Source organism: Lentisphaera araneosa HTCC2155, from assembly GCF_000170755.1.
Classification (GTDB): Bacteria; Verrucomicrobiota; Lentisphaeria; order Lentisphaerales; family Lentisphaeraceae; genus Lentisphaera; species Lentisphaera araneosa.
In genome coordinates, this window is the sequence record NZ_ABCK01000007.1 from 77756 (window position 1) to 92164 (window position 14409).

At 42.6% G+C, this 14409-nt stretch carries 8 protein-coding genes; 4 read left to right on the forward strand and 4 right to left on the reverse strand.

The genetic code is table 11. The features are described from left to right. Positions 1-55: 55 nt before the first annotated feature. From LNTAR_RS08730 to LNTAR_RS08740, 3 genes are read right to left on the reverse strand one after another with little or no spacing between them, the layout of a single operon-like run. Complete coding sequence (locus LNTAR_RS08730; protein WP_007278316.1) at positions 56-844, reverse strand: alpha/beta fold hydrolase; 789 nt, start codon at positions 842-844, stop codon at positions 56-58. Beyond that, positions 789-1820, reverse strand: coding sequence for a M14 family metallopeptidase (locus LNTAR_RS08735; RefSeq protein ID WP_007278317.1), 1032 nt, complete (start codon positions 1818-1820; stop codon positions 789-791). The genes LNTAR_RS08730 and LNTAR_RS08735 overlap by 56 nt, the downstream gene beginning before the upstream one ends. A gap of 1 nt (position 1821) precedes the next feature. Beyond that, positions 1822-3966, reverse strand: coding sequence for a PHP domain-containing protein (locus LNTAR_RS08740; protein ID WP_007278318.1), 2145 nt, complete (start codon positions 3964-3966; stop codon positions 1822-1824). Positions 3967-4209: 243 nt separating this feature from the next. Here LNTAR_RS08740 and aspS point away from each other — a divergent pair, with 243 nt between their 5' ends. The 4 genes from aspS (at position 4210) to LNTAR_RS08760 (ending at position 12221) form a co-directional block, all read left to right on the forward strand. Continuing rightward, entirely contained in the window at positions 4210-6000 is a 1791-nt protein-coding gene (aspS, locus tag LNTAR_RS08745; protein ID WP_007278320.1) for an aspartate--tRNA ligase, read from the forward strand. A 3-nt stretch (positions 6001-6003) separates the two neighbouring features. Further along, positions 6004-7065, forward strand: a complete 1062-nt coding sequence (gene mnmA, locus LNTAR_RS08750) for a tRNA 2-thiouridine(34) synthase MnmA (protein WP_007278321.1) — start codon at positions 6004-6006, stop codon at positions 7063-7065. A 638-nt stretch (positions 7066-7703) separates the two neighbouring features. Then, on the forward strand, positions 7704-10682 hold the full coding sequence (locus LNTAR_RS25450) for a DUF7133 domain-containing protein (RefSeq protein ID WP_007278322.1): 2979 nt from the start codon (positions 7704-7706) through the stop codon (positions 10680-10682). Between the two features lie 1155 nt (positions 10683-11837). Beyond that, positions 11838-12221 (forward strand): GxxExxY protein, encoded by a 384-nt coding sequence (locus LNTAR_RS08760; RefSeq protein WP_007278324.1) that lies wholly within the window; start codon positions 11838-11840, stop codon positions 12219-12221. A gap of 96 nt (positions 12222-12317) precedes the next feature. Here LNTAR_RS08760 and LNTAR_RS08765 read toward each other — a convergent pair whose 3' ends face one another. Beyond that, positions 12318-14252 carry a hypothetical protein gene (locus LNTAR_RS08765; protein WP_007278325.1) on the reverse strand — a complete coding sequence of 645 codons (1935 nt, stop codon included), beginning with the start codon at positions 14250-14252 and terminating at the stop codon, positions 12318-12320. Positions 14253-14409 lie beyond the last annotated feature (157 nt).

A 14409-nucleotide genomic window follows, 5' to 3' on the forward strand; every position in this document is an offset into this window, starting at 1 on the left:
TTACTATTGACAAAATCAATAGTAAGCTGAGTGAGCAAAGATGTATTTGGTTTTACTAGGCTAGGTATTCAACGATCTGTTGTAAAGTCCACTCAGGGGCGTCCTCGGGTAGGTCATGACCCGCTGTATCATGTGTTTCCATAGGAGCTTTTAAAGTTTTTGCCAAAATTTTACTGCATTGAGGGCTCACAAAGCGATCTTGAATTGAACTGAGGATAATGAGATCGTCTTGATTGACAATGAGCTCAGGTTTTGCGGCGGCCGCAGCCCGAAGTTGCTTGATAAAACTAAGGGGACGAACAGGTCGTTGCTTTCTGATCTTTTGCCATTTGTTGGCGGTAGCTTCATTTTTACCATTGAGGTTACAGACCACATCCAAAAGCTTCTTTTCTAAAGAGGGGATCAAAGGAAGACTAAGGATAAGCGGATAATATTTAAACTTCATTCGTTGCCAAAAGGGAGAAAGTCCCCCATGGCTCGTGTTAATCAAAAAGAATTTCTTGATCTCACTAGAGAATTGATTTCTATATTGTAGTCCCACCATGGCACCAAATGAGACGCCAATAAAATAACGATTATCCGAATGAGCTAAGTTTTGTATTAATTCATTAAGGTGTTCTGCGTAATCGTCTATTTTTACAGGACTTAAATGCTCATGAAAAATCCCGTTACCTGGAAGATCGAGGCAGTGAACTTCGTCTTCGGAAAAGTGTTTCTCTAAGTGATTCGGTAACACTCCCCAATGACCAGCATCTCGGCAGAGGCCACGGAGAAGAATAAATTGCTTTTTAGCTGTACCACTTACTTCGGGCGAGCTCGAGGATGGTGTGTCGTTCGGTATCATTTTGTGGGATCCATTTTTTAGAACTTATACAGGCTTCCATCAAAAAGCCAATGAGCATAATGTGTCGGCGCAATACTCTTTCGTAACGATGAGCCGACATGGAATTGAAATAGCCTGTCATTGAAAAAAGTTGACGGGGGTTCTTTTTGAGCCATAGCCAACTACCGAGCTCCAGGGTCAAGGGAAGAAAGATTCCTGAATTAGAGCTTTTTTCATGCTCTAATAAGAGGTAATCCCAGAGGTCACCATGGATGAGGTAATGGCGAATTTGTGGTTCAAATTTATAGGCGTGGTAGGGGAAACCTTCTCGCAGTAAGCGGCGCAGTTTGTAGATTTCTACTAGACAGGGAGGCTCGCTTGTCGTATGGGCAAAAGGAAACCAAATGCGGTCGCGGAGCCCAAAGCCCGAATGGAGATCAAGACTAATGGTACACTTACTTTCGAAAGTATGTTTTTTCACAAAGTTAATAAGAGCCTGAGATTCTTTTTCTAAACCATTATTCCCTCTAAACCAAGGGAGGCGAGGGCTATAACTTTGACCACCCCAGAGTTGGTGTTTTTTTAGATCGGGACTATTGAGTGGGGCATTGCGCATAAGGTCGACACGATTAGCGTTGTAACGAGATTTGAGTGCCATTCCTGCAGGGTTGACTATCGGGATGACGACGAAGCGCATTTTACGAAGTAGAGATTTACGTGATTTCGACCATGAACCGAGCGAGAGCCATGACTTGAGAAAGGAGAGCGCCACATGTGTGCCAATCCGTTCGAGACCATGAACTCCAGCAGTCATACAGAATACAGGTGCAGTGGGATCGGGATTGCCTGCCACTAAGCCGTAAATGGGGTACCTGTGATTTTTATGCTCAATTTCATCCAGCACTTCAAGTTTGAAATCAAAGTTTCTGTTTTCGATTAAACCAAGTAAGATGTCCATTTCAGGCAGGGCAATATCCCTGCTAAGCAAATGTTTCATTTTAAACTTTTAAGAAATCTTCAAAGAAGCTAGAACTTTTAGCCTTTTCTTCTGCAGGGGGTTCAAGGGAGCAATGATTTTTTGGGAATAGACATTTGGGTAGGGATGTCTCTGCAAAAAAATCAATTTCTTCCTCCTTAAAGTCCATGTCTTGATGCAAAAGCCTTTTATGAACGGCTTCTGAAGAACAGAGCAAGTTATCAAAAATCCCGTAAAAGGCCCTGAGGTAACGACGTACTTGAGAAAAATAGGGCGTCGGCTTAGATGGGTGGTCAATTCGGGCTAACCAGTCAGTTTGTATATGAAGAGAGACGGGAATTGAGAAGGCCTGTTGCAGGAATAATCCCGCTAGCCCCATGACTTCACCTGTACATATGACTTGATCAAAATCTCCCTCTTTAAAGCTAGTGTGCAACTCAAACCAATCGGGGATGGCAATCTTTTCTGGGACAAGTTCTTCCTGAAGGTCGAGAGTTGTGAGTGAATGAGTGTATTTAATCTTAGGGTCAGTTGGAATGCCTTGTGAACAGATCATGAATTCAATATTAATCGCGGCATTTTCACATCGACTTTTAAGGTCTGACCAAGCCTTGGTGTCCTTATAGTATTCATGTCCATCAATTAGCCAGAGGATTTTGTTATCTTTTTCATAACGACCTAAGTGATGAGCAAATTTGTTGAGGAAATCATGATTGCTATTGAGAGCGCGGGATGCCACCAACTTTGCGCTAGTGAGAATGAGAGAAAAGAGCGCGGGGAAACTGAGCTTATCAAGGGTTTTACCTAAGTTGAAACCTTGATCATTTTTGGTGAAATTCTTAAAGAGATGGCGCAGGTGAAGAGGAACTTCGAATTTCGGGCTCTTAAATTCGCGGCGCTTTTGGAAGTGGGTGATTTCACTTTGAACTCGATCACCGATGAGCTTACTCACTTTAGTGAACATGTTGGGAACAAGCTTGTGCAATTCGTTTTCAAATTTTTCGCGGTCATTACTTTTACTTGCCTGGGAAAGTGCCACAAGTGGGGTGATAAATTGTTTATACTCTTTTGGCGCGGCAAGGCCGAGAAGGAAGCTCGGTTTATGGCCTTGGAGGGCTTTGTGAAAAGTCTTGAGATACTTGGTTGTGTACTTGTGACGTTGGAGTTCTAGAAGTCCATTACCCAATATAAAGCAGGCGGCTTTGTCTTTTAGACTTCCTTTGTGGATAAGCAGGCGAACGAGCCCTGGGTCTTTCATGTTAAGAACAACTTGGCAGAGGTAGTCAAGAAAGGCAATAGTTAATTTTTCTTCATCGGCAATATTGCCATAGGGATGAAAGTTACCTCTCCAGATCGCTTCTAATGCGAGCTCAGATGGTTTGAGCATGCGAGTTCCCGTTATGATATCATCGACATAAAGCGTCGTGCCGCAAGAGCCCGCTAAAATGCCTAGGTGATCATCAGTTCCACCAGAAATACTCTTTTTGTAGGGGTTACGGCAATAGATGTCTGAAGAAATATTATGCTTTTTCTCTAGGGCTTCAATTTTTTCAGGCGTGAGGGATCGAATCCATTCAACTGTTAAGAGGTTTTGCCAAATGTCACGTTGGCCATTGAGCCCCTCGAAACGTTCAAAAATCAGCGCTAACTTTTCATAAGCTTCCATGGGGGGTTCTTTACCTTTGGAGTAAAAGTAGAGAGGATGAGGAAGAATAGTGGGGATTTCGTGTTTGCGGCAGTAAGCGGCGAAGGCAAAGATATTTTTTCTGAGTTCATTGAGTTTTTCTTCTTGAGCAGGAGAAAAACCGTAGGCGAGGACGTGTAAATACAGATTGTACTCTTCAAAAAAGCAGGTGAATTCAGCGCCGGGTAAGACATCGTGGCCTTTTTCGAGCATATCCCAACATGAACGAGCGTTGTTATGATTAGTTATTGTGGTCACGTCTGTCCGATTACGCTTCAAACAGTCAAAGAGTTCCTCGCTCGTAACCCAAGTTTCTCTGAGTTGTAGTAAACGTCCCCACAATTCATCGGGAACATCGCTATTGTAGTCGTGGCAGTGGAGGTCGATTTTGAGCTTGTGCTTGTGCTCTTGGTAGGGGCCGCGGAGGTCGATAAGAGCTTTTTGGTAGTCGAAGTGAAGATTCTTCTTGTACTGTGATTTCATATATGTTCCAAAAATAGGCTGTTTACCATATTTAGAAGGTCTTTATAAAGAACATTTTAATAATTTTTGAAAAATTGGTGAAGATTAAATTACTTATGTTAAGAAGTCCATGATTTTGCCTAAATTTTTGAGGCTTTTGCAATTGCCCAATTCTTTGTCTAGCCCTGTAGAAATACTAAAATGTTCTCCTATATTGCGGGTTCTTAAGATTTTAATAGATAAAAAGTTATATACAGGTTTAATATGCATACTTACAGAAGTCACTCCTGCAACGACTTGCGCAAAGATGACGCTGGGCAAGGAGCCCGCCTCTCTGGTTGGATTCACCGCGTGCGCGATATGGGTGGTATTGTTTTCATTGACTTACGCGATCACTACGGAATTACTCAGGTTGTCATCAACCCCCAAGAAGATTTTCACATGGATGTTCACCACTGGAAACTCGAATCCGTTATTACTGTTACGGGTGACGTTGTTCTCCGCGACGAAGAAACTTTCAATAGCAAAATTCCTACGGGTGAAGTTGAGCTCATTGCCAAAGAATTGAAAATGGAAAGCCTCGTTGAGCACATGCCTTTTAATGTGGCTCTCGAAATGGAAATGCCTGAAGCCATGCGCCTCGAGCACCGTTACCTCGATTTGCGTACTTCGCGTATGCACCATAACATCATCACACGTGCCAAAATTATTGCGAGCCTCCGTCAACGTATGACTGGCCTCGGCTTCAACGAATTCCAGACTCCAATCCTCACGGCAAGTTCGCCAGAGGGTGCACGTGACTTCCTCGTTCCTTCGCGTTTAAATCCGGGTAAATTCTACGCGCTACCTCAGGCGCCTCAGCAGTTCAAGCAATTGCTCATGGTTTCTGGCTTTGATAAGTATTTCCAGATTGCGCCTTGTTTCCGCGACGAAGACGCTCGTGCCGACCGTTCACCTGGTGAGTTCTATCAGTTGGATATGGAAATGTCTTTTGCAACACAAGATGACGTTTTCAAAGTCATCGAAGAAGTGATCATTGGTACTTTCCAAGAGTTCACTCCTTGGACCACAGACGAAAAAGAATTCGTTCGCATCCCTTACAAAGAATCTATGCTTAAATATGGTTCTGATAAACCTGACTTACGTAACCCGATTATTATCAGCGATATATCTCCTGCATTTGTCGATTCTGAGTTCACCGCTTTTGCTTCTGTAGTGAAAAAAGGTGGCGTCGTTCGCGCAATGAAAGTTTCGAATCACGCGGGTGCTTCTCGTAAGTTCCACGACAAAATGATTACTTTTGCTCAGTCGGTTGGCTCAAAAGGTCTCGGTTACCTCATTTTCGAAAATGGTGAGCTCCGTAGCCCCATTGCTAAATTCCTTTCAGAAGAAACAATCAATAGCATCAAAGAAGCTTGCGATGTACAAGATGGTGACGTGGTTTACTTCGTAGCTGACAAAGAAAAGAATGCTTGCCGCATTTGTGCTGCAGTTCGCGATGAATTGGGGCAACGCCTCAATCTCCTCGACGAAAAAGAATTCAAATTCTGCTGGATCGTGGATTATCCGATGTTCGAATACAATGACGAGACTAAGAAAGTTGAGTTCAGTCACAACCCATTCTCTATGCCTCAGGGCGAGATGGAAGCACTCGAAACAATGGATCCACTCGACGTTCTCGCTTGGCAATATGACCTCGTTTGTAATGGTATTGAGCTCTCCTCTGGAGCAGTTCGTAACCACCGTCCTGACATCATGCTCAAAGCTTTCGGAATTGCGGGTTACGCAGCTGAAGAAGTTGAATCGAGTTTCTCTGGTATGATCAATGCTTTCCGCCATGGTGCACCTCCTCACGCAGGTATTGCGCCGGGTGTTGACCGTATGGTTATGCTTATTCTTGGTGAGCCAAGCATTCGCGAAATCATTGCTTTCCCACTCAATGGTTCAGCTCAAGATTTGTTGATGAACGCTCCGTCACCAGTATCGCAAGATCAGCTTAAGGAACTTCACCTCAAGCTCAACTTGCCGAAGCCCAAGCCAAAGATGCAGGGCTAAAAAATGAAAATTGCTATGCTTCTTTCGGGAGGGGTGGATAGCTCCGTGGCTTTACGCCTTCTCAAAGAAGAAGGCGGTCACGAGATCACGGCCTTTTACCTCAAGATTTGGCTTGAAGATGAACTCGCTTTCCTCGGGGAGTGCCCTTGGGAAGAAGACATGCAATACGTGCGTGCAGTCTGTGAGGAACTCGATATTCCTCTGCAGGTTGTGCCACTTCAAAAAGAATACATGGATCGCGTTGTTTCCTACGTTTTGGCTGAGCTCAAACAAGGTAGAACCCCGAGTCCAGATATTCTCTGTAATGAGCGCATCAAATTCGGTGCCTTTTTCGATGCGATTGACGAAACTTACGATAAAGTGGCCACGGGTCACTACGCTCAAGTTCAAGAAAATGAAGAAGGCATTTTTGAATTGCTCCGCGCTCCCGATCCAGTTAAGGATCAAACCTATTTTTTATCTTCTCTAAGTCAGGCTCAGCTCTCACGTGCTTTGTTCCCCATTGGTTCATTGATGAAGAGTCGTGTGCGTGAACTCGCTGAAGAATACGATTTACCCAATAAAGTCCGCAAGGATTCACAGGGGATCTGCTTCCTCGGCAAAATTTCTTATCCCGACTTTGTTCGTTTTCACTTGGGTGAAAAGCAGGGCGATATCATCGAAATTGAAACGGATGAGAAAAAAGGCGAACACAAAGGCGTTTGGTTTCACACCATTGGTCAACGTTCAGGCCTCGGCCTCTCAGGTGGCCCTTGGTACGTGGTTAAAAAAGATTTGGCGACCAACATTGTATATATCTCCCACAAAAATGGTCTGGAAGATCAGCTTCGCGACGAAGTCACTGTCAATACAGTGCACTGGACTTCAGGAAAATTTCCTAAAAATACCAATCTCAAAGTAAAACTCCGTCATGGCCCTCAACTCGTTGAAGCCCGCATCATGGATCTCGGCGAAAGTCGCGTTTTCATTAAGCTCGCTGAAAAAGATAAGGGCATTGCCCCAGGTCAATCCTGCATCTTTTACGACGACCTCATCTGCCTCGGCCGCGGAGTTATAGAAAAATAGAGTGCTGAAAGCACGCCATGATTTAGCCTAGCTCGTGAGAGCTAGAGAATGTAAATAACTGATTATTAGTGAGTTCTGAAGGAACGGCATAGAGTTCGATAAATTAAATCAACATACTCAGGCAGAGCCGCTGTGGCGCGGGGTTTTGATATGTATACAAAACGGCACTTCTCACTACATGTTTAAAAGTAAAATAGTCACGAGCAGAGCTGGTTGAGATGCCGACTAAATAGAGTGCTGAAAGCACGCCATAACTTAGCCTAGTTCGTGAGAACTAGAGTCTGTATATGGCCTATAATTAGCGAGTTCCGAAGGAACGGCATAGAGTTCGATATATTAAATCAAAACACTCAGGCAGAGCCGCTGTGGCGCAGAGTTTGGATATGTATACGAAATGGCACTTTTCTATACATATCCTCATAAGGTGTATACAAAACGGCACTTTTCTATACATATCCTTGTTTATGAATGATAGAGAGTTATTTATTAGAACTCGAAAATATTGTATTATTTAAGCCTTAAGTGTTTAGACTGGGTGATGGTGATTTAGATAAGTGATTATCAATCATAACAACAGGCGATAGTGTCGTGAAATGCACTGAGCCTGATTCTAAATTTTCTATAGGACCTTCTGAAAAATGAAACAATGGCTCACACTCACTTTGATGCTAGCAAGTTTACCTAGCTTTGCCCAAAAACTCGAAAAAACTCTTTATTCTGATCATACGAAAACGCCTTGTCCAGCCGTCATTGCCGCTTCGCCTTATGGTGATGTCTTTGTTGGTGTGGATCAACAGGGTTCTTTAGGCAAAAAAATTAACATGGGGGTGATTAAACGCCTTCGCGATACGAATAATGACGGCGTTGCGGATCAAGTCACAGATTATGTGACGATTGATAACCCGCGTGGGATTGTTTCTATTGGAAACAAATTGATTGTCCTTCACTGTTCTCAAAAGGATGGCAAAGTTTATGGCCAAGATATTACTGTGTTTACGGATGCAGATAATGATGGTGTGGCTGATGGTCCCGGAAAAATTCTCGTCAAAGGCATTGGCAATCCCAAATTTGTCCAAAGTCGTGGTGCGGACCACTGCACAAATAATATTCGCTTAGGTGTTGATGGCTGGCTCTATATTTCTGTAGGGGATTTCGGCTTTGTTGATGCAGAGGGAGCCGATGGCAAGAAGCTCACTTTTTACGGTGGTGGAGTGGCGCGCGTTCGTCCCAATGGTCATGAATTAGAAATGTTTATTCATGGGACGCGAAATGTTTATGATGTGGCCATCGATCCCTTTATGAATGTCTTTGCGAGAGAAAATACCAACGATGGTGTGGGCTGGTGGGTTCGCTTCAGTCACTACATTCAATCGGGAGAATATGGTTATCCCTGCTTGTACAAAAAGTTTATCGAAGACATGGTCCCTGCCTTGGGCATGTATGGTGGCGGTTCTGGTACGGGTGCCCTTTTCCTTCAAGAGCCCTCATGGCCTAAGGAATACAATAATAAGCCTCTCATGGCGGATTGGGGGCGATCAATGATTTTTATTCATGATGTAAAAGCCGATGGACCTTCTTTTACAGATCAACCTAAAGATTTTCTCAAAGTGTCTCAAGTCGCTGACTTGGATGTGGATGCTTCGGGTAGAATGTATGTGGCTGCTTGGGCAGGTGCTGGCTATAAAGGCAATCCCCAAAAAGGTTATGTTGAACGCTATGTGCCCGAGGGCTGGGAATACAAAGCTTTCCCAAATTTAACAAAGGCCTCTAAAGCTGAACTTTTAGCTTTTATAGATTCTGAGAGTTTTACCGCACGTATTTATGCACAGCAAGAAATTTTAGCGCGAAAAGATCAGGCTTACCTCAGTGATTTAAAGCAATTGGCGAAGTCCGCAAAAACACTTGAAGCACGTGTGGCAGCTGTTTATACTTTGGCACAATTAGGCGAAAGTGCGGCTTTTAGTCATTTAGAAGAACTGAGTCAAGATAAAGATCTTCGTGAGCATGCGATTCGCCTCATGGGAGATAGAGAAACCTTTAATCAGAAAGCCGATGTAAAGTTAATCGCTCAGTACTTACAAGATGAGAATCCTCGTGTGCGAATTGCCGCAAGTGTGGCTTTAGGCAGAATCGGCAAGCAGCAAGTTGCCGATCAATTATTGACTTTAGCAAGGCCTCCTCAATCACAAATGAAGAAAGAGAAGAATTTCACTAATTACACGTCTCCCAAAGTGACTTATAAGAATTCTTCAGTGGATATTAAAGTGGATCTTAGTCAATACAGCGTTCTTAATCTCGTTGTTGATAGCCTTGGGAACAATGGTGGTGATCACGCGGCCTGGGTTGACCCAGTTATTGAGCTCAAGAACGGTGAAAAAGTTGATCTCACAAAAGTAAAATGGGAAAAAGCGAAAGGTGGCTGGGGCAAAACTTTAGTGAATAAGGATTGCCGAGGTCAAGAACTTAAAAATTTGAAAAAGGAGTCTATAAAAGGAATTGGGACTCACGCTCAATCGAGTATCGTATACAAGCTTCCTAAGGGAGCGAAGTACTTCACGGCTAAAGGAATGATCAGTTTAGGGGCTCACAAAGAAGCCTCAGTCAAGTTTATCGTGAGTTCAGAAGCGTCAAAAAATTCTAAAAGCTCAAAAAATACTCCGACAGTTTGTTCCACACCTAATCCCAGCATTATTATTCCTCATATGGCTCGCCAAGCCTTAGTGAATCTCCAAGCATATGAAGCCGTCATTAAGGGCTTAAATAGCGCGGACAAGAAGCAACAATCTGCAGCACTCAATACAATGAAGTTCATGCATGATAAACTTATTGTCGATGCCTTGATTGAACGTTTAAGCTCCGCAGATGAAGAACTGAAAATTCAGATCTACAGCGTGCTTATGCGTCTTCAGCAAAAGGATGTGGACTGGGATGGCAGCACTTGGTGGAGTACGCGACCAGATCCGCGCGGCCCCTATTTTGAGCCCACAAGCTGGGAACAATCGAAACGCATTGCAGAAGTGTTGAACAAGTATTTAGCGAGTCATTCGGGCCAAAAACGTCAGGTCATAGAAGCTGAGGTCACAAAAAATCGTTGCAATTTAGATGGCAAAGTACAAAGCACGCAAGATCAGAAGCCGAAAAAAGCTGGTGATGTGAAAGTGGGCAAATCGGCTATCGAAGATGTGGTGATTTACTTATCAAAACATAAAGGCAATAAGAAAAAGGGTAAGGAAATCATCAAAACCGTGGGCTGTATTGCCTGCCATAATATTGCACATGGACAAGTCATCAAAGGTCCTGACCTCACAAAATTAGGAAAAATGAGCAAAGAAGCCTTAGCTGAGTCCATTCTTAAGCCTGGTGCGAGTATCGCAAAGTCTTGGGTGACTATTCAGATGAATGATGGCTCAAGTCATTTGGGGACGCTGGTAAAAAAGGATTCCAAGCAAGTTGTTCTCCATAATATTGCGGGGATCGCAACGAAACTCGATGCAACGAAAATCAAAAAAACTGAACCTGGGCTCAACATGATGTCCTTGCATCTAGTCGATGGGCTAAGCTTACAGCAATTTGCCGATTTAATTGAGTACCTCAAGTCAATGGATTCTAAAAAGTAGCTTTTCTGTACATTTAAGTAGAGATGAGAAAATGAAAAGTTTTAACCACGGAAAATCACAAAAAGACACAGAAGGTTATGCGATCTAAATGGAAAATAAAAAAGTTCATTTATAATTTTAATCATCCCCTATTTTTGTGTTTTTCTGTGCTCTTTAGTGGTTCTTTATCCTGGCATGGTTATAATATTTGCTGAATTTAATTGAGTACCATTAAATCAATGGACTACTAAAAAGTAGATCTTCTGTACACTTAATATGGAGATGAGAAAATGAAAAGTTTTAACCACAGAAAATCACAAAAAGACACAGAAGGTTTTTGTCTCGAAATGGAAAGTGAAAAAGTTCATTTATAATTTTAATCATTCCCTATTTTTGTGTTTTTCTGTGCTCTTTAGTGGTTCCCTAACCTGGAATATTTATAATATTTGCTGAATTTAATTGAGTGCCTTAAGTCAATGGAGTACTAAAAAGTAGATCTTCTGCACACTTAATATGGAGATGAGAAAATGAAAAGTTTTAACCACAGGAAATCACAAAAAGACACAGAAGGTTTTTGTCTCGAAATGTAAGTTGCCTATAGTTTATTCACCGACTGCTTTTGTGTTTTTCTGTGCTCTTTAGTGGTTCCCTAACCTGGAATATTTATAATATTTGCTGAATTTAATTGAGCGCCATTAATTCAATGGACGTCAAGAAAATAGTTTTTCTGTACATTTAAGTAGAGATGAGAAAGTACAATAAATGAAAAGTTTTAACCCCAGAAAATCACAAAAAGACACAGAAGGTTTATGTCTCGAAATGTAAGTTACCTATAGTTTATTGACTGACTATTTCTGTGTTCTTTAGTGGTTCTTTATCCTGGCATGGTTATAATATTTGCTGAATTTAATTGAGTACCATTAAATCAATGGACTACTAAAAAGTAGATCTTCTGTACACTTAATATGGAGATGAGAAAATGAAAAGTTTTAACCACAGAAAATCACAAAAAGACACAGAAGGTTTTTGTCTCGAAATGGAAAGTGAAAAAGTTCATTTATAATTTTAATCATCTCCTATTTTTGTGTTTTTCTGTGCTCTTTAGTGGTTCCTTAATCTTAAATATTTGTTATGAGGGTTTTGATGTTTAATTATAAGGGGAAAGGAGTTTAGAGTATGGAAAAGAAAACATTTTTATTCAAAGAAGAATCGTACTTGATTCAGGGAGCCATTTTTGAGGTGTATAAAGAAATGGGGCCGGGTTTTTTAGAAGCGGTCTATCAAGAATGTCTAGAAAAAGAATTGATGCGTCAAAATATTCCCTATAGTTCACAAACTAGTTTAGAAATTAGATATAAAGACCAAATTTTAATGCAAAAATACAAACCAGATTTCATCTGTTTTGGTCAGATAATTTTAGAACTAAAAGCTGTTCAAGAAATAAATTCTATTCACATAGCTCAGGTGATAAATTATTTGAAAGCAACCGGCTTGGGCTTAGGTTTTATAATCAATTTTGGGCATTATCCCAAAGTGGAAATAAAGCGACTCGTTCTCTAGGTGAGTTTAATCATTTTCTTATAAAGTTGGCTCGAGGACTAAAATAAAAAAGGGCTGAACTCAGGAGTTCAGCCCTTAGAAATACTCTGAGTTTCTTTACTTCAGTTGAGCATTCACAAGTTGCTTGGTTCCGGGGCTGAGAGATTTCTTTTCCCAGAGGTCAGTTTTGCCGAGGCCGGCTTTTACTGTGTAAGTACCTTTAGCGTAAACGGGAGCCGAGAAACTCTTACCTTGAATACGACGCGTGTAGAGGATCTCACCTGTGGCATCTTTGATGACCTGAACAACGGGGTTTTCCACATCAAAATTGATCATGGGCAAGTGACCCGCTGGTTTGCGACCGTCGTTTTCTTCCATCTGGAAAGAAATTGGCCAGCCGGGGAATTGAACTGAGTCACCTTTGCGGACATCGCAAAAACGCGGCCAGCATTCGAAAGTCACTTTGTTATTGGACTTGTTGAAGCGAACGAGTCCGTATCCATCAGCACGTGATGTACGATTTTTCATGAGTTCCGCTTTTGTCGCATACTTGGGGTTAGCATAGGCGAGCATGGTCATTTTATTGCCAAGGCCGTCGAGGTAATCACCCGTCCAAGGAAGGGGGCCATCAATCTTTTCACCACCACCAGCTTGTTCATTTTCTGGCCACCACCAGCGACCATAGACAGTATTAACAAGCGCAGGGTTAGTGAAAGCGTAGGGGCCATCGCGGAAACCTTCGATACCATGTTTAACGGATACACCTAAATGCTGGTCACCACAGAGGTGAGTGGCGACGCCGCGACGGATTTCCGTTAAAGCTTTGTTACGGCCAGTTTGTGGCCATGCATTGGAGTCTAAATCGGCGAGCAGGCGGTTGTCGAGTTTACCATGCTTATGAACCGCCCCCGTAAAGGCTGTTGCAGAAAGCACGGATTTCATTTGAGCACCCGTCCAATCCTGACTCCAGTTATGGAGGAACTTGAGTTGGCGATTACCAAGAAGTTTGAGGCCAGGAAGGTCGACGGCTTTGCGGTCGTAGCTTGGGTCGTTGATGTGATCGGCGCGTGGACCCATTGGCGGGATCGTACCTTTGGGGCCAGTTTTAAATTTACGATCTTCAATAATGGCAAAATCAATACCACCTACATTGAGGTCAGTGTACCAAACGCCAATTCCCTGTTTGATGGGAGTGGGATCGTAGGCGTCGGGAAGATTAAAAGTTTGCTGACGTTCTACCATTTTCACATAGGAGCCTGGGAAGTAATAACCACCAGAATCACCACTCATGGCATCGGCAACTCCACCAGCTTCACCCCAGAAGTTGGCTTGACCAATGTCGTGATCGTCGGGGATCATGACTGTGGGGCGATCTTTCATGATATCGGCAAATTGTACACCAAACTGCAGGAAGGCATAAGTATGTTCTTTGTGATTGTAGCTTTGGTCACCGGCAAAAAAGAGTAAGTCAGGATCGTGAATACTTAAGTTTTTGATGTATTCCGCGCGTTGATAAGGAGTTTCATCATGAGGGGAGTTGCAGGACATGGAAGCCACGACAATCTCTTCTTTATTCTTAGGGTCTTTGCGGAAAGTCCCTTCAAAAGTCGAGAGATCACCGAGTTTGACGCGGTAGTCAACCGTTTTTGAGCTATCCCAGTTTTCGACGCGGAAGTGTGAGCTCCAGCCTGGATAAAGGACATCTTGAGTATCAAGCTTTTTCCACTGACCCTTTTCTTTAATTTCTAAAGTGACGGACGTAGGTTCGTCGGGGAGGAGAGGAAAGCATTGAACTGTGAGCTTAAGTACGCCGTGATCGTGTGCGTAGAAGGCAAAACCAATGGCTTTTGAACGTTCGCGTTCAGCAATAAACTTCTGATGCATATTATTAGCTTTTCTCTCCCACCATTTTCCCGTGGTGAGTCTTTCTAAAACTTTTTCACGTGGCCCATCTCCGAAGGGGAGTGGATCGTAATCAATTTGAGAGGCTTGGAGTGACAGAGTACTCATTAGGCCTAGGCTTAGTCCTAGAAAAGAAGATTTTAAATTCATAGATTTCCCTTGTGTTTACTGTTTTATCTATTAAACGCCGGCCAATTGATGACCTTTACAGAAGATTAAGTAATTAATGCATTCGAATTATAAGGGATGATCTTGTGCGGATAAAATTTTTGATATGGGATTTTTTAAAAAGAAGGAAATGCTTAAG

Bases quoted from the DNA above. Each gene is read 5' to 3' on its own strand.
- LNTAR_RS08730 (WP_007278316.1), bottom strand. From the start codon at position 844: ATGATACCGAACGACACACCATCCTCGAGCTCGCCCGAAGTAAGTGGT.
- LNTAR_RS08735 (WP_007278317.1), bottom strand. From the start codon at position 1,820: ATGAAACATTTGCTTAGCAGGGATATTGCCCTGCCTGAAATGGACATC.
- LNTAR_RS08740 (WP_007278318.1), bottom strand. From the start codon at position 3,966: ATGAAATCACAGTACAAGAAGAATCTTCACTTCGACTACCAAAAAGCT.
- aspS (WP_007278320.1), top strand. From the start codon at position 4,210: ATGCATACTTACAGAAGTCACTCCTGCAACGACTTGCGCAAAGATGAC.
- mnmA (WP_007278321.1), top strand. From the start codon at position 6,004: ATGAAAATTGCTATGCTTCTTTCGGGAGGGGTGGATAGCTCCGTGGCT.
- LNTAR_RS25450 (WP_007278322.1), top strand. From the start codon at position 7,704: ATGAAACAATGGCTCACACTCACTTTGATGCTAGCAAGTTTACCTAGC.
- LNTAR_RS08760 (WP_007278324.1), top strand. From the start codon at position 11,838: ATGGAAAAGAAAACATTTTTATTCAAAGAAGAATCGTACTTGATTCAG.
- LNTAR_RS08765 (WP_007278325.1), bottom strand. From the start codon at position 14,252: ATGAATTTAAAATCTTCTTTTCTAGGACTAAGCCTAGGCCTAATGAGT.